Origin of the sequence: Burkholderia sp. Bp9140, assembly GCF_003853425.1 — a bacterium.
Lineage (GTDB): Bacteria > Pseudomonadota > Gammaproteobacteria > Burkholderiales > Burkholderiaceae > Burkholderia.
Genome location: NZ_QTPQ01000022.1, coordinates 52,064 through 72,128 on the forward strand (window position 1 = coordinate 52,064; position 20,065 = coordinate 72,128).

A 20,065-nucleotide genomic window follows, 5' to 3' on the forward strand; every position below is an offset into this window, starting at 1 on the left:
GCGCGAGTTGTCCGGCAACCGCCAATGGTCCGCGATACAACGCGAATAGCACGCCATTTACCGCGCCACCGGCGAAAGCTTGCTCGCCGAAGCCGTCCACTGACATTCTTTCCGACTGCAATGCCCGCACGTCGGTAACATCCGCACTTGCCGATCCCCGCCCGCTCCCGCACAATCGGCCCACCTGCCTTCCTCCCCCCGCGCCGATGTCCTATGCGTCACTCGCCACCGGCGTCCTGCTCGCCGGCGGTCTCGGTCAACGCTTCGACCCAAGCGGTCTGCACAGCAAGCTGCTCGCGCTGCTTCCCGACGGCACGCCGGTTGCGGTCGCGGCCGCCCGTCGCCTCGCGGCGGCCACGGCCGACGTGATCGCCGTCGTGCGCCCCGGCGCCGAAAAGCTCGCGATTCTGCTGAACGAAGCCGGCTGCCAGGTCGTCTATGCGCCCGATGCGATGCGCGGCATGGGCGCGAGCCTGGCGGCCGGCGTCCGCGCCACGCCGGAAGCGACCGGCTGGCTCGTCGCGCTCGGCGACATGCCGTGGATCGCGCCGTCCACCTACGAAGCAGTCACGCGAGCCCTCGATGCCGACGACGCGTCGATCGTCGCCCCCGCGCATCGTGGCGTGCGCGGCCATCCGGTCGGTTTCGCCGTGCACCACTATGATGCGCTCGCCACGCTCGACGGCGACACGGGCGCCCGCGCGCTGTTCGCCAGCGCGCCGGTGAACCTGCTCGCCGTCGAGGATCCCGGCATCCTGCGCGACGTGGATACGCCGGCGGATCTGCGCTGACGCCAATCGCGCCAACCGCACCGCGCATGCCTGTCGTCGCGAAATCCGGCGCGTTGCCCGCGAAACGCCGTCTATCTCGAGCAATCCGCACGCCGCCGCCAGAATCCCGCTGCAAACACCCGCCCGATTGCCTATAACGGAGACGAGGCGCACGCCGCGCCACCGCCGTCACGCATTGCGCGAGTTCCCCATGGACCACACGACCCCGATGCCCGAGCCCCCGGCCGACCCGAACCGCGATCCGGAAGACGATCCGCTGTCGCCACCGCCGCCGGGGCATCCTCACGACAACCCGCAGCAGCCCGACGGACCGCCGAGCAAGGACCCTGTCTAGCCCGCGCGCGGCCCGCTTCGCGTCGCTCGCGCCTTTCGGCCTGATCCGGCACGCGCCTGCGCGGGACGACCGCCGGTCGCACCCCGCTTCATCGCGCCCGCTACCGCGCCGTATACCCGCCGTCGATCGCCAGCGACACCCCGCTGACCATCGACGCCGCGTCGCTGAGCAGGAACAGGATCGGCTCGACCACCTCGTCCGGCTCTGCGAAACGCCCGAGCGGAATCGCCGCGAGCATCGGCGCACGCTTCTCCGGCTCACTCCACGCAAACCGCGCCATCGGCGTGAGCGTGACGGTCGGGTTCACGCTGTTCACGCGAACCCCGTGCGGCCCGAGTTCGATGCAGAGCACGCGGGTGATCGCATCGAGCGCCGCCTTCGACGCGCAATAGCTCAGATGCGCGGGCAGGCCGACGAGCGCGGCCTGGCTCGATACGTTGACGATGCTGCCCCGCGCACGCGCGGCGCCACGTCCGTCGCGCGCGACCATCTTCCGCGCGACGGCCCGCGCCACGAGCGCCGCGCCGCGCGCATTGACGGCCATCACGCGATCGAAGTTGTCCGCATCCACCTCGAGCGCCGGTTCGAGCGACGCGACGCCCGCGCAATTGACGAGCCCGTCGAACGCGTCGTGCGTGGCGAGCGCCGCATCCAGCGCATGTGCGTCGCCCCCGATGTCCATGCGCAAGGTATCGCAGGCGATTTCACCCGCCAGCACATCGAGCGCGGCCGCATCGCGCCCCGCCGCGACGACGCGCGCGCCCGCATTGGCGAGCGCAACCGCGCAGGCGCGCCCGATCCCGCTCGACGCACCGGTGACGAGCACCCTTGAACCGCTGAAATCGAATCGTGTCTTCATGGTGAAGTGCGCAGCGCGTGCATGATCGGCTTGAGCGCCGGATACAGCGCCGTATAACGCGTGAAGCGCGCTGCATACGCATTCGCGCGCCCCGCATCGGGCCGCGCGCGTTCGACGAGCGTGACCCAGCCGCCTTGCGCGTCGTCGTGCGATACGAGTCCCGCGCCAACGCCCGCGAGCAGCGCGGCGCCCATCGCGGCTTCGACGTCCTGTTCGATCGTCCATACCGGAAAACCCGTCACGTCCGCGACGATCTGCATCCACAGCGCCGAATGCGCGGCGCCGCCCACGACGATCAGCCGGTCGTCCAGCGCCGCCGCGCCGCGCCGGCCGGCCTCGATGTTGTGCCGCAGCGCGAACGCGACGCCCTCGAGCACCGCACGATACAGGTGCGCACGCGTATGCGCGAGACTCAGGCCGACGAACGCGCCGCTCGCCTTCGCATCCCACACCGGGCTGCGTTCGCCCATCAAATACGGCAGGAACAGCACGCCGTCGGCGCCGGGCGGCACGCGCTCGGCCGCTTCCTCGAGCAGCACGTGCGGATCGCCATGCGGCAGCAGCCTCGCCGCATCGATTTCCGCATGACAAAACTGATCGCGAAACCACGCGACTGACGCACCGGCCGTGATCGCACCGCCGAACACGTACAGGTCGCGCTGACCGTTGAACACGTGCGGCATGCTGACGAGCCCGTGCCGCGCATCGACGTGCTGGTTCACATAGCCCCAGCACATGCTGGTGCCGATCATCGCGACGTGCTGCCCGCTGCGCGTCGCGCCGGCCGCGAAGGTGGCGACGGCCGCGTCCACGCCGCCCGCGACGACCGGCGTGCCGGCCGGCAAACCGAGCTGCTCCGTCCATTGCGACAGCAGCCCGCCGACGACGTCGGTCGACTCGACGAGCCGCTCGGGCATCATCGTCGCCGGGATGCCGAGCATGTCGAGCGCGTCGTCGGACCACTCGCGGCGCGCGACGTCGTACACGCCGCCGATGTTCCCGGCCGAGCTGTGGTCGACCGCGACCTCGCCGGTCAGCAGGTAGATCACGTAGGCGTTCGGCGGCAGGAAATAGCGCACGTTCGCCCACACGTCCGGGCGCTGCTCGCGCAGCCACAGCATCTTCGTGAATCCGTAGTAGCTGTCGACGCCGTTGCCGGTGATCACGCGCAGCCGCTCGACGTTCACGTGTTCGTTCACCCAGTCGACTTCCGCGGTTGCGCGCCGGTCCATCCAGATCAGGCACGGATGGAGCGGCCGCATGTCGGTGTCGACCGGAATGCCCGAGCCGCCGTACAGGCTGCTCACGCACACGGCGCGGATCGCGTCGGCCGGCACGCCGTGCGCGCGCGCGTCGCTCACGCAACCGGCGATGCAGTCGAGCACCGCGTCGAACCACACCTGCGGCCACTGTTCGGCCCACAGCGGGCGCGGCGTGTCGGGCTGGTAGCCGGCCGAGCGGCGCGCGACGATGGCGCCGTGCCGGTCGACGAGCAGCGCCTTGGTGCTCTGCGTGCCGATGTCGACGCCTATGACGTATTCCATGATGTCTCCGGTGAGGCGCACGCGCCGGCGTTCAACGGGCCGGCTTCAGCAGCACCTTGATCGATTCGGCCGATTTCGCGACACGGATCGCGTCGTCCCACTCTTCGAGCGCGAAGCCGTGCGTGACGATGCCTTTCGACGTGACGAGCCCGCGCGCGAGCAAATCGATCGCGACCGGATAACAGTACGGCCCCAGATGCGCGCCGCGCACGTCGAGCTCCTTGCGGTCGCCGATGATCGACCAGTCGGCGGTCGTGTCCTCGCCGAACACGCTGAACTCGACGAAGCGGCCGAGCTTGCGGATCAGTTCCAGCCCCTGGTTCACGCCGACCGGCGCGCCGGTCGTCTCGATGTACACATCGCATCCGTAGCCGCCGGTCAGCGTGCGGACGATCTCGCGCGCGTCGTCGCGCTTCGGGTTGATCGTCACGTCGGCGCCGTATTGCCGCGCGAGTTCGAGCCGCTCGTCGATCAGGTCGATCACGACGAGCTTCCTCGGCGTCTTCAGGCGCGCGACCTGCGTCATCATCAGCCCGAGCGGGCCCGCGCCGGCGATCACGACCACATCGTCGAGCTGGACGTCGCCACGGTTCACCGTATGAATCGCGCACGACAGCGGCTCGATGATCGCAGCGTCCTCGAGCGACACGCCGAGCGGGATCTTGTGCACGATCGCCGTCGGCGGAATGCGCATGTACTCGGCCATCCCGCCGTCGGCCACCTCGCGCTGGAAGCCGAAGATGTTGTGCACCTCGCACATCCAGTACTGGCCCGACTTGCAGTAGCGGCACTTGCCGCACGGCACGATCTGCTCGGCGATCACGCGGTCGCCCTGAGCGACGCCGAAATGCTCGGCCGCCCCGTCGCCAAGCGCTTCCACGTAGCCGAAGAATTCGTGGCCGGGTATCACGGGGGCCTTCACCCACGGGCTCGGGCCGCCCCAGAACATCTTCGCGCCCGCATGGCACTTGCAATCGCTCGCGCAGATGCCGCATGCGGCAATGCGGATCACGAGCTCGTTCGCGCCCGCGCGCGGCTTCGCGACCTGTTCGACGCGGTAATCCTCGGGGCCGTGGCAAACCACCGCAGTCATGCGCGGCTGGGATTCGGGTGTCGTCATGAGTTGTCTCGTCCTCTCGTCCGTTGGTGATTCGGATATCTGATGAATGACGCGTTACCGCGACCGTTCGCGGCTGATGTAGATCGCGAGCAGGATGATTCCGCCCTTGATCACGTTCTGCACATACGGGTTCACGCCGACCATGTTGAGCCCGTTGTTGAGCACGCCGAGCAGCAGTGCGCCGACGAGTGTGCCGAGAATCGCGCCGCGGCCGCCGGAGATCGACGTGCCGCCCATCACGACGGCCGCGATTGCGTCGAGCTCGAAGCCGACGCCCGCGTTCGGCTGCCCGCTCATCAGGCGCCCGGTCAGCACGATCGCGGCAAGCGCCGACGTGAGCCCGGCCAGCGTGTAGACGATCAGCTTCACGCGCGCGACGCGCACGCCGGTGAGCCGCGTCGCCTGCTCGTTGCCGCCGATCGCGTATACGTAGCGGCCGAACGGCATCCGGTCGAGCAGCAGCCACGCGATCGCATAGACGGCCAGCATGATCAGCACGGGCGCCTGGATGCCAAGCACCTTGCCGCTGCCGAAGAACGCGATCCAGTCGGGCAGCCCGTCGATCGGATAGCCGCCCGTATAGATCAGCGCGAGGCCGCGCGCGATGCCCATCGTCGCGAGCGTGACGATGATCGGCGGCATCCCCGCGAACGCGACGAACACGCCGTTCAGGAAGCCGAACCCGACGCCCACCGCGATGCCGGTCGCGAGCGCGGCAACGGCATTGACACCGGCGACCATCAGCCCGGCCGCGAGCGTGCCGGACAGCGCCATCACGGAGCCGACCGACAGGTCGATCCCGCCGGTCAGGATCACGCAGGTCATGCCGACCGCGATGATCGCGTTGATCGACACCTGGCGCAGCACGTTCTCGAGATTCGCGGCGGACAGGAAGCTCGGGCTCGCGATCATCATCGCGACGCATACGGCGATCAGGCCGACGAGCGGATAGAACAGCGTCGAGCGCCGCAGCTGCGTCCACATCGCACGTGGCGGCGGCGCGTCGGCGGCCGCGGCCGCGAGCGTCGTGGAAGGCGTGGAAGAAGATTCAGGCAGGTTCATGGGTCGCTCCTCGCGTGCCGGCCGTGGCATGGGTCATGACCGTATCGGGATCGATCTCGTCGCCTGCGAGCGTCGCCTCGATGCGCCCCTGCCGGAACACGGCGACGCGATCGCACATGCCGACGATTTCCGGCAACTCGGACGAGATCATGATGATGGCGTAGCCGCGCGCGGTGAGTTCGCGCATCAGCCCGTAGATTTCGGCTTTCGCGCCGACGTCGATGCCGCGCGTGGGCTCGTCGAAGATCAGCACGGTCGCGTGATGGTTCAGCCAGCGCGCGATCACGACCTTCTGCTGGTTGCCGCCGGACAGCGTCGCGACCTCGGTGTGGATCGACGGCGCCTTCACGCCGACGCGCCGCATCACGTCGTGCGTCGTGCGCGCCTCGCCGCGCCGGTCGATCAGCCAGCGCAGCGACCGGTACTTGCCGAGGTTGTTCAGCGAGATGTTGTCGCGGATCGAGAACGACGTGACGAGCCCTTCCGTCTTGCGGCTTTCCGGCAGCAGGCCGATGCCCGCGCGCAGCGCATCGGCCGGATCGGCGAGCTTCGCCGCCGCGCCGCGCACGCGCACGTCCTTGCGGTGCGCGTGCGTCGCGCCAATCACCGCGAGCGCGGTCTCGGTGCGGCCGGAGCCGACGAGGCCGGCAAAGCCCAGGATTTCGCCCGCATGCAGCGCGAAGCGGTTCACCGGGCCGTCGCGTTCGATCTGCAGCGCGTCGACTTCGAGCACGGCCGGCGCATCGGCCGACCGCGCCGGCTTCGGCGGAAAGCTGCTCTCGAGCCGGCGACCGACCATCATGCGCACCAGTTGCTCGACGTCCGTGCGCGCGACTTCGGTGGTCGCGACATGCCGGCCGTCGCGCAGCACCGTGATGCGATCGCATACCGCGAAAATCTCGTCGAGGTGATGCGAGATGAAGATCATCGCGACGCCCTGCCGCTTCAGCTCGCGCATGATCGCGAACAGGTGTCCGGCCTCGGCCGGCGTGAGCGTCGCGGTCGGCTCGTCGAGGATCAGGATGCGCGCGTCGAGCGACAGCGCCTTGCCGATCTCGACGAACTGCTGCTGCGCGACCGACAGCGTGCGCAGCGGCGCATCGAGATCGATCGACACGCCGAGCCGCGCGAAGATGCCGGCCGCCGTGCGCCGCATCCGCGCGCGGTCGCGCCCGCCCCAGCGCGTGCGCAGTTCGCGGCCGAGGAACAGGTTGTCGACGGCATCGAGGTGCGGAATCAGGCTGAACTCCTGGAACACGATGCCGACGCCGGCCGCGACCGCGTCGTGATAACTCGCGAAATGCCGCGCGGCGCCGTCGATCTCGATCGTGCCGGCATCGGGCTGATGGATCCCGCAAAGGATCTTCATCAGCGTCGACTTGCCGGCACCGTTCTCGCCGAGCAGCGCGTGCACCTCGCCGCGTGCGATCTCGAGATGAATGTCCGACAGCGCCTGCACGCCGGGAAAGCGCTTGGTGATATGGCTGAGCCTGAGTATCGTGTCCATCGGCTTCTCCGTGCGAAGGGCCGCGACCGCGCCGCCGCCCTCCACGTCGCGTTGCGCGCCGTTCACCAGCTGAACCCCTTCGCATTGCCGCGATCGACGACCTTCACGTCGACCGGAATCGCCTTCGGCACCGTCGCGCCCCACTTGCGCGCGATCGCGATGCCGAGCGCGATGCGCACCTGGTCGGCCGGAAACTGCGCGGTCGTCTCGATGAACTTCGAGTTCGGCTTCTGGATCGCGGCGATCGCCTCGGGCGCGCCGTCGACGCTCGTCAGCTTGATGTCCTTGCCGGAACCCTCGATCGCGGCGAGCGCGCCCATCGAGCCGCCGTCGTTCACGCTGAAGATGCCCTTCAGGTTCGGATGCGCGGACATCATGTTCTCCGTCACCGACAGCGCGGTTGCGCGCTCCTGCTTGCCGTTCTGCGTGTCGACCAGTTTCACGTTCGGGAATTTCGCGAGCCCGGCCTTGCAGCCGCGCACGCGTTCGAGAATCGGCACGACCGGAATGCCGTCGAGGATCGCCACCTCGCCGCTGCCGCCGATCGCCTTCGCGAGGTATTCGCACGACATCACGCCCGCGTCGTAGTTCTTCGAGCCGACGAACGAATCGACCGGGCCGTTCGCGTTCGCGTCGACGGCCACGACCACCGCGCCGGCCTTCTTCGCCTGCGTGATCGCGGACTGGATGCCGGTCGAATCGGTCGGGTTCACGAGCAGGATGTCGATCTTCTTCTGCAGCATGTCCTCGACGTCGCTGACCTGCTTGCTGACGTCGTGATGCGCGTCGGTGACCACGACCTGCGCGCCGATCGACGCGGCCGCGTCGTTCAACGCCTTCTGCATCGTCACGAAGTACGGATTGTTCAGTTCCTGGAACGTCATGCCGATCCGCAGCGGCGCGGCATGCGTGACCATCGGGAACAAGGCTGTGACCGTGACCGTGGCAGCCGCCGCAATGAAGGCGGCGCGGCGACGGGATGAAGCGGGCGATGCGTGCGTCATGACGGTGTCTCCGGTTATGTGCGGCTTTTTCGTGGATGAGCGAGCCCCTCGCGACGCGAACGGCGCGATCGGCTGGGTGAAACGGCAAGGAAAGCTCAGGCGTGCGAAGGCCCGGCGATCATCCTGGCTGCGGTGCGAGCGCGGGCGCGCCGGGCGTGATCACGCGCGGCGGCATCGGGTTGCCGGTGGGCGCCGCGTGCAGCGCGAGTTCGCGGCTGCGTGCGTTCAGGCGTTGCAGCGCGCGGAATTCGGACGGCGCCATCCCCTTCACCGCGCGGAACTGGCGGTTGAAGTTGGACACGTTGTTGAAGCCGGCCTGGAAGCAGATGTCGGTGATGTTCGCATCGTCGGCGAGCAGCATCTGGCACGCGGACTCGATCCGCAGACGGTTCACGTACTGGACGAACGGCAAGCCGGTATGGCGGTGAAACGCGCGCGAGAACGCGCTGACGCTCTGCCCGGTCAGCTGCGCGAGATCCGATTCGCGCAGTTCGGACGCAAGGTTCTTGCCGATGTACGACAGCGCATGGCTGAGCCGCGTCGGGCTCACGTGCGCCTGGTCGTATGCGGGGCTCGCGAGCAGCGTGCGCTCGGCCGCGCCGCACAGCCGCTCGAGGATCGTCATGAACAGCGCGATGCGGCGCATGCCGCGTGCCGTCAGCAGTTCGTCGAACAGCGGCGCGATCGCCGCGCTCGTGTCGTCGTCGAAGCCGACACCGCGTCGCGCGTCGTCGAGCAGCGCCTGCGCATCGCGGCATTCGGGAAATGCGTCCATGCAGCGTCGCACGAACGACGGATCGAACTGGATCACCAGATTGCGGCGCTCGACGGTTTCGCCTTCGGCCATGTCGCTGACCCAGTTGTGCGGCAGGTTCGGGCCGAGCAGCACGAGATGACCGGGGCCGAACGAGCCGATGTGGTCGCCGACGAAATACTTGCCGCGCGTCGCGACGATCAGGTGCAGTTCGAATTCGGGATGAAAATGCCAGCGGATCGTGCGATACGGATAGCCGTGCGACCAGACCTTGAACGACTCGTCGCGTCGCACTTCGACCACTTCCAGATCGGGGTGCATCATCGTGGCGTCTCCATTCCCATGTATCGCTGACCGGGCCGTTCGGCGGTTCGTCCGTACGCCGCGGAATCGTGCGGCGACGCGACCGGTCGCATGGGAAGCAATGTAGGTCGATCGCGCGCACGGCTCCACCAACTTTACGCCTGATTTTCGATACTTTTTTGCGGGTTGCGGGCCGAAACGGCGCCGGACGGCAAGATTGTGCAGTGCGGAACGACGGGAACGGCGGCCGCCACGCGTACCCGGAAACGCGGGTCAGGCGCGGCCGCAACCGCGCTTATCCAGCCGAGCTTATCCCGCCGCGTTATCCAGCCGCGCTTTCCCGCGCGGCACGCGTCTCGTACGTCTTCAGATGGTTGTACGCGATTCGCAGCAGCGACAGCGCATCCGCCGCCTGCGGATCGCGGCGCGCGAGCAGGTCGCCGATCACGTGATCGGCTTCGACGCGCGCGCGGTTCTCGACGTCGCGCAGCATCGATGCGGTCAGCGGCGATGGCGTCAGCACCATCCGCTGCATCCGCCCGATCGCGGCCGGATCGGGCCGGTGACCGTTGTGCGCGGCGATCGCGCTGCATTCGTCGAGCATCGTCTCGAGCAGGCGGCGGCCGTCCGGCGCGGCGAGAATGTCGCCGATCGAACCGCGAAACAGCGACGTGCTCGCCGCGAGCGTTGCGAGGAACACCCACTTGTCCCACATCCGCGCGGCGATGTCCTCGCTGAGCGTCGCATCGAAGCCCGCGCCGCCGAGCACGTCGGCCACCGCGCGCACGCGCGCTGATGCGCCGCCGGCGAGTTCGCCGAACGACAGCCCGTGCGTGTCGTTCAGGTGCATGATCCGCTGCTCGCGATCGAGCGTCGCCGCGATCACGCACAGGCCGCCCAGCACCTGCGCGGCACCGAACCGGTCGCGCAGCACGTCGAGATGGCGCATCCCGTTGAGCATCGGCAGGATCAGCGTCGACGGCCCGACGAACGGCGCGAACGACGCGATCGCATCGTCGAGGCTGTAGGCCTTGCAGCTCAGCAGCACCAGGTCGAACGGCGCGGCCGCATCGCTCGCGCGCAGCGTCTGCACGTTCGCGAGCGTCAGGTCGCCGCGCGGGCTGCGGATCAGGAGCCCGTCGCGCGCAAGCGCGGCCGCGCGGCCGTCGCGCACCAGGAACGTCACGTCGCGCCCCGCCGCCGCGAGCCGGCCGCCGAAGTATCCGCCGACCGCGCCGGCCCCCACCACCAGAATTCGCATTGCAGCCTCCTTTCGGGTTCGTTCGACGCCGCCGCCCGCGCCCGACCGTCCGGGCACGACACGCAACCGTCATCGCCCGACAGTATAGCGACGCCGACTATGTATATGCATGGATGCCCGCACCGCGCTCCACGGTATCGAACCGCTGCCGTTTCTCAGGGATTTCCCGCCTACGGCAACGTGCGCTGCGTGCCGTCAAAGAGTTATCCCCTCACGCCGTCCCGGCGCGCTTGTTCGACCGACCGACCTCACTACTCATGCGCACCCTTTCCCTGAATCAGAAACTCGCCTCGATGATCGTCATTCTGTGGCTCGGCCTGCTCGTGATCGCCGGCATCGGCGCATGGCAGACGCGCGCGTCGATGATCACGGACCGCCGCGACCAGCTTGCGTCGCTGGTCGCGCAGGCGACGAACGTCGCCGACCATTACTACAAGCTGTCACAGCAGAATGCATTGCCGGAAACCGACGCCAGGCAGAAGGCGCTCGAGGCCATCGCCGCGATGCGCTACGGCACTGACGGCTACATCTCGATCAACGACTCAAAGCCGGTGATCGTGATGCATCCGATCAAGACCGAACTCAACGGCAAGGACGTGTCGAATTTCACGGACCCGAACGGCAAGCACCTGTTCGTCGAGATCGTGAAGGCCGGCAACGGGGAAGGCGGCAAGGGCTTCGTCGAGTATCTGTGGCCGAAGCCGGGCGCCGACAAGCCGCAGGACAAGACCAGCGCGGTGCAGCGCTTCGCGCCGTGGGACTGGTATCTGGTGACGGGCATGTACATGGACGACGTGCGTTCGACCGTGCTCGCGAGCGTCGGCCGCTGGCTCGCGATGACGGCCGTGCTCGGCGCGATCGCGACCGCCGTGATGGTGCTCGTGCTGAAAAGCGTGCGCGCGAACCTCGGCGGCGAACTCGAAGTCGCGCTCGACGCCGCGCAGCGGATCGCGCAGGGCGACCTGACCGCGCGCGTGAACCTGAAGCAGGACGATCGCGGCAGCCTGCTGCATGCACTGCATACGATGCAGGCCGGGCTGATCGACATGGTGTCGCGCGTGCGGATGGGCACGGAAAACATCAACGTCGGCGCGAGCGAGATCGCGTCGGGCAACACCGACCTGTCGCAGCGCACCGAGGAACAGGCGGCCGCGCTCGTGCAGACCGCGTCGAGCATGGACCAGATGACCGCGAACGTGAAGCAGAACGCGGACAGCGCCGCCCAGGCCGCGACGCTTGCCGGCCAGGCCGCGCAGGTCGCGACGCGCGGCAGCGAGGTGGTCGACGATGTCGTGCGCACGATGAACGAGATCACCGACCGCTCGCACAAGATCGGCGACATCATCGGCGTGATCGACGGGATCGCGTTCCAGACCAACATCCTCGCGCTGAACGCAGCCGTCGAAGCGGCACGCGCGGGTGAACAGGGCCGCGGCTTCGCGGTGGTCGCGGCCGAGGTGCGCTCCCTCGCGCAACGCTCGGCGACGGCTGCGAAGGAGATCAAGTCGCTGATCGTGTCATCGAACGAAACCGTCGAGCACGGCGCGACGCTCGTCACGCACGCGGGCGAGACGATGGCCGAAATCGTGCAGTCGGTGCGGCGCGTGAACGAAATCCTCGACGAGATCAGCCACGCGTCGCGCGAGCAGAGCGCGGGGATCGAGCAGGTCAACCGTGCGGTGGGCGAGATGGACCAGGTCACGCAGCAGAACGCGGCACTCGTCGAGGAAGCCGCGGCCGCCGCGCATTCGCTGCGCGACCAGGCCGAAGCGCTGCGCGACGCGGTCACGCGATTCGCATTGCCGGCCTGACATCGCCGAATCCGGCCGAATCCCGCCGAATCCCGCCGATTCGGGCGGATTCCACCTGACGGGCCGGCGCCGCGCGGTGCCGGCCCCTGCCCGACCCGCGCCTCTTTCACGCCTACCCAGCGCCGGCCGGCCGGCTCACGGCCTTGCCGCCACCGAACCCCAGCCCGGCCGCCCGCTGGACCAGCTCGATGTCGTTGGTCACGCCGAGTTTCTTCATCGCGCTGATCTTCTGCGCACTGACCGTCTGCTTCCCCTTGTTCAGCCGCTGCGCGATCGTCTTGATCGGCACGCCGGCCAGATAGAGGCGAATCACCTCGATTTCGCGTGTCGACAGCTTCACCGGCGGCTGGTCGTGCTCGGCGAGCGCCTCGAGCGCGCGCCGGACGAGCGGCGACAGGTAGCGCCCGCCGCTGTAGCTCGAATGGATCGCGGTGACGATGTGGCCGACATCGTCGAACTTGCTGACGAGGCTCGCGCCGCCTTGCGCGAGGATCGAGCGGAAGATCACCGGATTCTCGTTCCCGACCAGCACGACGATCCCGACGTTCGGGCGCGAGCGGCGCAGCCAGTCGAACAGCGCGAGGCCGTCCATCTGCGCGTCGCGGCCGATCGCGTAGTCGACCAGCGCGATGTCGCAGTCGATGCTGCCGAGCGCCTCGACCAGTTCGCCCGGCGTCCGGGAGACGCCGACGAGATCGATCGCGCACGCGTTGCCGGCAATGTGCTCCATGCCCGCCAGTGTCAGCGGCCAGTCGTACGCGAACACAGTGCGAATACTGAATTTCCCCATGCGCAGTTCCAGAAGGTTCGCCGGGCCGCGCGGCGCGACATGCGCGCGCGGCCGGATCGGCGTTGGTTGGAAGTTCGGGATATTTTTATCCCGGTTGTTATTCTAGGAACCGGCGCTCCGCCGGGATATCGGACGGCGTATAGATTGGCCTGCGGGAACGTAATACGAGTTTGATATTTGCGCCGGTCCGACCGTTCGGCGGCGGCCTGAGTCGGCCGGACGGCCGACGTTGCGGGCGGCGCGGGCCGCACGGACGGCCCGCGGGTTAAAATTGCGGCCTTTGCATGCCACTCCGGGCGACCGGCCGCGGGCAGCGCGCCGCTCCCGGCCGCGCGCCCCGCTCGTTCGCCGCGCTTCCTCCATGACCGAATCCGATCTGCAATCCGACGACACCACCCTCCACGAAGACGGCCTCTGGCGCGACAACGGCTGGACGGCCCGCATCATCAAGAACGAAGACGACGACGGCTGGGCCGTCGAGATGATCAAGGACGGCGAAGCCGAGCCCGCGCTCGTCGGCCCGTGGACGATGGGCCGCGACAAGAAGAACCCGAAGCCGATGGACGCGAACGCGTTCCGCACGCTGGTGAAGACCGCGACCGAGGTGCTGATGCGTCACGAGCAGCAGCGCCGCGCGATGCTGCACAAGGAAGTGACGGTCCAGGACGACGACGGGCAGGATGTGTCGGTGACGCTCGACATCGTGCCGGACGAATTCGAGCCGTATGCGCAACTGAAGGCGTTCGACCCGTACGGCGAGCTGCTGGCCGACGCGAAGGTGTCCGCCGGGTTCAAGCTCAACAAGGCCAGCGCCGCGCGCTGGGTCGAATCGGGCTTCGAACGGCCAGCCTGACGCCACGCGCCGGCGCAACCGGCGTCAGCCATGCAGGCCGTGCGCGCTCATCAGGCGGTACAGCGTCGCGCGCGAAATCCCGAGTTCCGCCGCGACGTCGGCATGCTGGTGCCGATGCCGCAGCAGCGTTTCCTCGATCGTGCGCCGCTCGGCCTGCCTGCGCGCGTCGGCGAGCGTCGGCGGCCGGTGCGACGTGTACTGGTTCAGTTCGAGATCGACGGCCGAGATCAGCGGGCCGTTCGTCATCACGACCGCGAAGCGGATCCGGTTGATCAGTTCGCGCACGTTGCCCGGCCACGCATAGTTGTGGATCGCCTCGATCGCGCACGGCATGAAGCCGCGAATCCGGTGCGAGCCGTCGCCGCGATAACGCCGCAGCACGTGGTCGGCGAGCAGCATGATGTCGCGGCCGCGCGCGCGCAGCGGCGGCTCGTCGATGCGCAGCACGCACAGGCGGTAATACAGGTCCGCACGAAACCGCCCCGCCTGCATCGCGGCCTCGAGATCGACGTGGGTCGCGGACACGATCCGCACGTCCACCGGAATCGACGCGCGCCCGCCGAGCCGCTCGATCTTGCCCTCCTGCAGGAATCGCAGCAGGCTCGCCTGGCTCTCGAACGGCATGTCGCCGATTTCGTCGAGAAACAGCGTGCCGCCGTGCGCGGACTCGATGCGGCCGATCTTGCGCTGGTGCGCGCCGGTAAACGCGCCGCGCTCATGTCCGAACAGCTCGGCCTGCAGCAGCGTCGACGGGATGGCCGCGCAATTCACGGCGACGAACGGCGCGTCGGCGCGCGACGAATGCTGGTGGATCGCCGCCGCGGTCAGTTCCTTGCCGGTCCCGGATTCACCGGCGATGAACACGGTGGCCTCGGTGTTCGCGATCTTGCGGATCGTCGCGAACAGGCGGCGCATCGCGTCGCATGCGCCGATCATCGCACCGCCGGGCGGCGCGGCATCGACGGCCGGTTCGCTGTCCGCCAGTTTCAGCATCCCGTACGCATGGCCGACGAGATAGCCGATCGTCGTGCAGGCCGCCGCATTGCGCACGTAACCGAAGCAGCACTGGCGGATCAGGCGCGCGATGGTGGCGTCGCGCAGCCGCGCGTCGTCGGCGAGCGCGACCCAGCCGATACGCGGATCGCGCAGCAGCGCCTCGAACGACGCGACGTCGGGTGACGCGAAGTCGCCGAAATCGACGATGCCCGCATGCAGGCGGTTCGCCTTGACGAGATTGAGTGCGTCCGCAACGGATTTCGCGCGCCGCACGTCCCAGCCGCGCGATGCGAGACAGTCGACGAGCCCCGCGTCGGGATGCTGCGACAGATACACGAGCGGGCGCGACGGCACGGCATGGTGAAGCCGGAGCGCGACGAACGGGCTCGGGCATGCGGCCCGTTCGCCCTCCTGCGGGCCTGACAGTCTGATCGGGCAGCAATGGTTCATGATGGCCTCGCCGCGTAGGGTTGTCTGGCGGAGCGGGCGTCGCGCACCGGTGCGCGACGGGCCTCCCTGCCCGCGCGCTACCGCTGCCGGCCTCTCCGCTCGGGAAAGTTTCGTCATCGGCAGAACACGACACGCTGCGTGTAGATCTGCGGTTCGACGACGGGCCGCGCGGCCTGGTTGAGGTCTTCGCGATAGGTGCGGTAGGTCTTTCCGTTCACCGTCACCTCCGTCGCAGGCGCCGTCTCGATCGTGTTCAGCCCCTTGCGTTGCCAGTCGCTGACCCGCGCCGACGCGGACAGGCTCCGCTCGCCGGCGATCTTCTGCGTGATCGCGCTGCTGTCGCTCCAAGGCTGCGTCCGCATGTCCTCCGCGTGCTGCATCGCCCCGACCGTCTTGCCGGTCGGGGCCGGCCCGTTCTGCGCCTCGAACGGCGCGCCGCGACCGTACACCGGCGATTGCCACGACGGCGCGTGCCCTTCCTCCGGCATCATGTAAATCATCTGCGGGTCGCCGACCATCATCATCGGCACGCATGCCGTGTTGTCCGGACGGCCGAGCGTCGTCAGCGCCTGCTGAACGCTCGCGGCGTTCGCGAGGGTCTGCTCGCTCAGGATGACGAAGACCGCAGGGTTCCGGAAAACCGACTGTGCGGCGGCTTGTGTGCCGTACAGCAGCAGAGCGACCAAAAAGATCCTCATGATTGAGGCCTCCTCGTACCCTCGTCAGGCAAAAAGAGGTGTTGACCTCGGGGATGGGACCAACACCCGTCAAACTTGCAACGTGCATCGCACAGCGAATCCCGACGGCTCTCGTGCGACCGGCATGCCGGTCGCACGAGAGCCGGGCCCGCGGGCTTATGACGACGTGCTCGTCGAGATGACGGTCGGGGCCGGCATCGCCGGCGCTGCCGGGGCGGCCTGCTGGTCGACCGCGGTCGGCGCCCGATCGGAGGCGGCGGGCATCTCGGCGGACGGTGCGGGCGCGGCTGCGGATTCGACCGTGTCCGCCGCCTTCGCATCGGCGGCCGGCGTGTCGGCCGCGACGGGCTGCGCGGCGTCCGGCGCAGGCGCTTCGGCTGCTGCCTGCGAAACCGGTTCGGCATCCTTCGCATCGACCGCGGGCGCGGGCGCTGCTGCGTCCGCCGTCTGCGGTGCGGCGCCGGTTGCGGCCGGTACGGGTTCCGGCGCCTTGCCGGCGACAGCCGGCGCGGGTTCCAGTGCCTTGTCGGCAACAACCGGTGCAGGTTCAGGCGCCTTGTCGGCGACGGCCGGCGCGGGTTCCGGCGCCTTGTCGGCCACTGCCAGCGCGGGTTCCGGCGCCTTGCCGGCCACCGCCGGTGCAGGTTCAGGCGCCTTGTCGGCCACCGCCGGTGCAGGTTCAGGCGCCTTGCCGGCCACTGCCGGCGCAGGTTCAGGCGCCTTGTCGGCGACGACCGGTGCAGGTTCACGTGCCTTGTCGGCCACTGCCGACACAGGTTCCGGCGCCTTGCCGGCAACCGCCGGCGCAGGTTCAGGCGTCTTGTCGGCGACGGCCGGCGCTGCAACGATGGCGGCAGCAGGCATCGCGCTCATCGCGGCAGGTGCGACGGCAGGTGCGGCAACCGGTGCGGCTGCGCTAACCGGCACGACGGCAGCCGCTTGCGACGCCTTTGCGGCGGCCGCCTGCGTCGCGCCCGGCACCGCGCTGACGGCCGGCGCGGCGATCGACGGCGCGGGCACCGGCACCGGGATCGGCGCTGCCCGGACCGCGGTCGTCGCTATCGGCCGCGTCTGCGCGGGCGCCGGCGCGGCCGCGTCGAGCGGCGGCAGGCCCATGCGGTTGCGCACGAGCGGATCGCGATACTTCACATCGTCGGCGACGGTTGCTTCCGCGCTCGGCGCCACGTTCGAGCGCGCGAGCGGCGCCGTCGTGCCCGGGCACAGGTGCCCGGTCGCTTCCACCGCGCGCCGGTTCGCGTCGCTCTGGCAGAGCAGCGCGAGCGCGACGTCGGTCAGCCCCATCGCGCGGAATTCACGCGCATCGAGACGGCGCACGCACGCCTGGTCGACCAGGGTCGTACCGCCCGTCGCGCCGAAGCCCGGGAACGACACGCCGACGCTCACCGAGCCCATGCACGTATCGGACAGCGTGGTCGTGAGGCCTGGCGCCTGGATCGCCGGGTTCGTCTTGATCGTCTGGGTACCCGAGTAGTTGACGTTTTCCGTCGCCTGGGTGTTGTACGGACTGGTGCCGGGCGTGCCGGCCGCGAGCGCGCTCGTGCTCTGCGGCGTCACGTTCGAGCCGCCACTCGTGGAAGACGGCAACGTCAAGTTGACCTGCACGGTCGAATTGCCACTCCCGCGCACGCCGCTCGTACTGGAACTGCTGGCGTTGCCACCGCGCGAACTGGTGACGTTCGTGTTCATGCTCGAGCCACCGCCCTGGCTGATGGCCGTCGACGACGTCGAGGACTGCGCGCTCGAAGTCGAGTCGGCGGTTTGCGCTTGGGCACCGATCGTGGCCATCGCGAACATCGCCGCACATGCCACCCTGATCTTGTTGCTGTTCATTTCAATCTCCGGACGAGGTTTGACCTCCCACCCAGGCAACCGTACTAATTCCCCTGAATTCCCTCGGCTTTGCCTGCTTCCCCGAACTGTTTCCAGCCGCTGCCCAGCCGGGACCATGAACCGCCCGACATGCCCGGCCATTGCGGGGCCTCCGGTGCGCCGATGGCACTGCCCGACGAAAGCGTTTGCTGTTGCGACGGTTTGGTTGTCTGGTCATGGTTGTTTGACGTTTGCACATTCGATTGCACGTCGTCGGCAGCACGGTCAGCGCCATACGCCGTCAGAGACGCGAGCATCAGAGCGGCGGCAATCAGTTTCTGCTTCATGTCAACTCCTTACGTTGACAACAAGGCGAGGAAAGAGACCAGCATCGCTGGGAAACTGGTCCCCCCGACACCCGCATCAAGGACTGCCGGCGGTCGCGCCGGCGCTGCCCTGGCTGCCGCCCGACGCGGACGGCGATCCGGCCGCACCGGTACCCCATACGGTCGACGCGTTGTAGTGGTTCGAGCCCGCGATCGTTCCCGACCAGCCACTGCCCGCCATGCCAGCGGCACCCGCGTTGGCAATGCCGCTGTCGTTCGCCCCGGTTGCCGTGTAGTGGTTCGCGCCCAGTACGATCGTGGCGGTCACCCCTCCCGACAGCGCGTTGGCGTTCTCGCTCGTGTTGCCGGCTCCACCGAACGAGCCTGCGGCACCGATACCGCCGCCTGCCGCGAACGCGCCCCCGTTCGTCCCCCAGCCGCTGGCCGTCGAAGTCGAGTCGTGATAGGCGGTTGCCGTGCCGGTGGATCCGGCGGGTGTCACGGTACTTCCAGCGTTTGCGCCCGCGACCGAAGCCGAGTTGCTCGTATAGCTGCCCGTGCCGACCAGCACCGAACCGGAGACGCCTGCCGCAACGGATTGCGTCTGGTTGAATGTGGACGGCCCGGACGCCAGTACGGCCGACGACAGGACGCTGAGCGTCGTCGCTAAAAAGACGTTGGCTTTCATAGCAATTCCTTGCTGTGAGGAAGTTCGGTGGCCAGGTCGCCGGGTCCGCCCTCGCGGGACGAAACCCGGCATCCGTGCCACCAGTCCATGACGAACGCTATGCGCCGCGGCTTAGTAGTGGTACAACGTCCAGCCGGTCGAGCCGGCATTCGCGCCGCTCGAGCCGCCGGCTTGTGCGCCGCCCCAGCCGAAGCCGCCCACCGTCGACGTGTTGGTGTGGTTCGTGTACGAGATCGAGCTGCTCGCACCGCCCCCGGCCGTCGCACCGGCTGCGCCGAGTGCCGCACCGGAGTCCGTGGCCGTGAATGAACCGAACCCGACAACGCCGGCCATCGTTTGGCCGCCGCTCGACGAGTTGCTGGTCGAAACCGTGCCGCTCGCTGCGAACGCTGCACCCGAAACCGCCAGAACTGCTGCTGCAATCAGAAGCTTCTTCATGGTCGACTCCATAACGGCGTGGACGGAACAAGCAAGGAAAGCTGCACGCCTTCAACTTCCCTGCCTTGAGCAATCCCCAACAATAAGGATCACTATCTAATTACAAATAATCGACTCACATCGAATCCGATATTCCGTAATTTTTGGCCAGCCGAAGTCCATCTTCGTATTTTTTTTAGTTTTCCGAAATTTTTTATAGATGTTTTCGATAATTCTTATCGATTTTTTATTATCAGAAAACAAATCGTCCCGCGCACCCGGAAACCGGCATTCGCCGTTCGGGATCAGTTGTTTTCGGAATTCACTCCCGCGTCATGCCGGCACATGGCATTCGCTTCGGCGATCGAAAATGCGCGAATATGATTTTCCACAGCTAATGCAGTGCACTCTGAAACATGCGCGTTATCGCTGCGATAACGGGCCTGCATGACAGCCGGGCGGCATCGCTTCTCCCTGAACCATCGATCAAAGATCTGCCGGGTCAATCCGGCCGACGGGCGTTCGAACTAGTCCAGCCAGCGCCGGCATTTGCCCGGCGCAATCGAGACGGCCCGGCCCGGTCGAAGACGAATCGCGGGCAAGCTGTCCGGCACGAACAGCCTGGTCCATCCGGACGAACTGAATGAAGGGGAGCACCGCTGTCGGC

The 20,065-nt window shown here is 68.0% G+C and carries 19 protein-coding genes; 4 read left to right on the top strand and 15 right to left on the bottom strand.

Translation table 11 applies throughout. The annotated features are described in order from the left end of the window. The first annotated feature begins 206 nt into the window (after positions 1–206). Positions 207–791: an NTP transferase domain-containing protein gene (locus tag DIE21_RS19270; RefSeq protein ID WP_124499206.1), complete on the top strand. Its 585-nt coding sequence runs from the start codon at positions 207–209 to the stop codon at positions 789–791. A gap of 190 nt (positions 792–981) precedes the next feature. Then, complete coding sequence (locus tag DIE21_RS37275; protein ID WP_006752960.1) at positions 982–1,125, top strand: hypothetical protein; 144 nt, start codon at positions 982–984, stop codon at positions 1,123–1,125. A gap of 100 nt (positions 1,126–1,225) precedes the next feature. Here the strand turns inward: DIE21_RS37275 and DIE21_RS19275 are convergent, their stop codons facing one another. The 8 genes from DIE21_RS19275 to panE form a co-directional block, all read right to left on the bottom strand. Further along, positions 1,226–1,984, bottom strand: coding sequence for an SDR family oxidoreductase (locus DIE21_RS19275; RefSeq protein WP_124499207.1), 759 nt, complete (start codon positions 1,982–1,984; stop codon positions 1,226–1,228). Beyond that, positions 1,981–3,528 carry an FGGY-family carbohydrate kinase gene (locus tag DIE21_RS19280; RefSeq protein WP_124499208.1) on the bottom strand — a complete coding sequence of 516 codons (1,548 nt, stop codon included), beginning with the start codon at positions 3,526–3,528 and terminating at the stop codon, positions 1,981–1,983. The genes DIE21_RS19275 and DIE21_RS19280 overlap by 4 nt, the downstream gene beginning before the upstream one ends. Before the next feature lie 31 nt (positions 3,529–3,559). Further along, the gene (locus DIE21_RS19285; RefSeq protein ID WP_124499209.1) at positions 3,560–4,648 is read right to left on the bottom strand and encodes an alcohol dehydrogenase catalytic domain-containing protein; all 1,089 of its coding nucleotides are present in this window, start codon (positions 4,646–4,648) and stop codon (positions 3,560–3,562) included. A 54-nt stretch (positions 4,649–4,702) separates the two neighbouring features. Beyond that, positions 4,703–5,710: an ABC transporter permease gene (locus DIE21_RS19290; RefSeq protein WP_124499210.1), complete on the bottom strand. Its 1,008-nt coding sequence runs from the start codon at positions 5,708–5,710 to the stop codon at positions 4,703–4,705. Continuing rightward, positions 5,697–7,361, bottom strand: coding sequence for a sugar ABC transporter ATP-binding protein (locus DIE21_RS19295; protein WP_409364639.1), 1,665 nt, complete (start codon positions 7,359–7,361; stop codon positions 5,697–5,699). The genes DIE21_RS19290 and DIE21_RS19295 overlap by 14 nt, the downstream gene beginning before the upstream one ends. Beyond that, the gene (locus tag DIE21_RS19300) at positions 7,280–8,221 is read right to left on the bottom strand and encodes a substrate-binding domain-containing protein (RefSeq protein ID WP_124499212.1); all 942 of its coding nucleotides are present in this window, start codon (positions 8,219–8,221) and stop codon (positions 7,280–7,282) included. Before DIE21_RS19300 ends, DIE21_RS19295 begins: the two co-directional genes overlap by 82 nt. 118 nt (positions 8,222–8,339) lie before the next feature. Beyond that, positions 8,340–9,299, bottom strand: a complete 960-nt coding sequence (locus tag DIE21_RS19305; RefSeq protein ID WP_124499213.1) for an AraC family transcriptional regulator — start codon at positions 9,297–9,299, stop codon at positions 8,340–8,342. A 301-nt stretch (positions 9,300–9,600) separates the two neighbouring features. Then, positions 9,601–10,539: a 2-dehydropantoate 2-reductase gene (panE, locus tag DIE21_RS19310; RefSeq protein ID WP_124499214.1), complete on the bottom strand. Its 939-nt coding sequence runs from the start codon at positions 10,537–10,539 to the stop codon at positions 9,601–9,603. 257 nt (positions 10,540–10,796) lie between these two features. Here panE and DIE21_RS19315 point away from each other — a divergent pair, with 257 nt between their 5' ends. After that, positions 10,797–12,350 (top strand): methyl-accepting chemotaxis protein, encoded by a 1,554-nt coding sequence (locus tag DIE21_RS19315; protein WP_124499215.1) that lies wholly within the window; start codon positions 10,797–10,799, stop codon positions 12,348–12,350. Positions 12,351–12,462: 112 nt separating this feature from the next. Here DIE21_RS19315 and DIE21_RS19320 read toward each other — a convergent pair whose 3' ends face one another. Then, positions 12,463–13,140: a response regulator transcription factor gene (locus DIE21_RS19320; protein ID WP_124499216.1), complete on the bottom strand. Its 678-nt coding sequence runs from the start codon at positions 13,138–13,140 to the stop codon at positions 12,463–12,465. Positions 13,141–13,501: 361 nt separating this feature from the next. Here DIE21_RS19320 and DIE21_RS19330 point away from each other — a divergent pair, with 361 nt between their 5' ends. After that, entirely contained in the window at positions 13,502–13,993 is a 492-nt protein-coding gene (locus tag DIE21_RS19330; protein ID WP_124499217.1) for a hypothetical protein, read from the top strand. A gap of 24 nt (positions 13,994–14,017) precedes the next feature. On the opposite strand, the gene DIE21_RS19335 is transcribed toward DIE21_RS19330, so the two are convergent. From DIE21_RS19335 to DIE21_RS19360, 6 genes are all read right to left on the bottom strand, one after another. Beyond that, positions 14,018–15,439 carry a sigma-54 dependent transcriptional regulator gene (locus DIE21_RS19335; protein WP_124499218.1) on the bottom strand — a complete coding sequence of 474 codons (1,422 nt, stop codon included), beginning with the start codon at positions 15,437–15,439 and terminating at the stop codon, positions 14,018–14,020. A gap of 113 nt (positions 15,440–15,552) precedes the next feature. After that, the gene (locus DIE21_RS19340) at positions 15,553–16,137 is read right to left on the bottom strand and encodes a hypothetical protein (protein WP_124499219.1); all 585 of its coding nucleotides are present in this window, start codon (positions 16,135–16,137) and stop codon (positions 15,553–15,555) included. A 156-nt stretch (positions 16,138–16,293) separates the two neighbouring features. Next, entirely contained in the window at positions 16,294–17,988 is a 1,695-nt protein-coding gene (locus DIE21_RS19345) for a chemotaxis protein CheA (protein WP_124499220.1), read from the bottom strand. A 44-nt stretch (positions 17,989–18,032) separates the two neighbouring features. After that, the gene (locus DIE21_RS19350; protein WP_124499221.1) at positions 18,033–18,314 is read right to left on the bottom strand and encodes a hypothetical protein; all 282 of its coding nucleotides are present in this window, start codon (positions 18,312–18,314) and stop codon (positions 18,033–18,035) included. A 76-nt stretch (positions 18,315–18,390) separates the two neighbouring features. Continuing rightward, positions 18,391–18,981, bottom strand: coding sequence for a hypothetical protein (locus DIE21_RS19355; protein WP_124499222.1), 591 nt, complete (start codon positions 18,979–18,981; stop codon positions 18,391–18,393). A 111-nt stretch (positions 18,982–19,092) separates the two neighbouring features. Further along, entirely contained in the window at positions 19,093–19,419 is a 327-nt protein-coding gene (locus tag DIE21_RS19360; RefSeq protein ID WP_124499223.1) for a hypothetical protein, read from the bottom strand. Between the last annotated feature and the right edge of the window lie 646 nt (positions 19,420–20,065).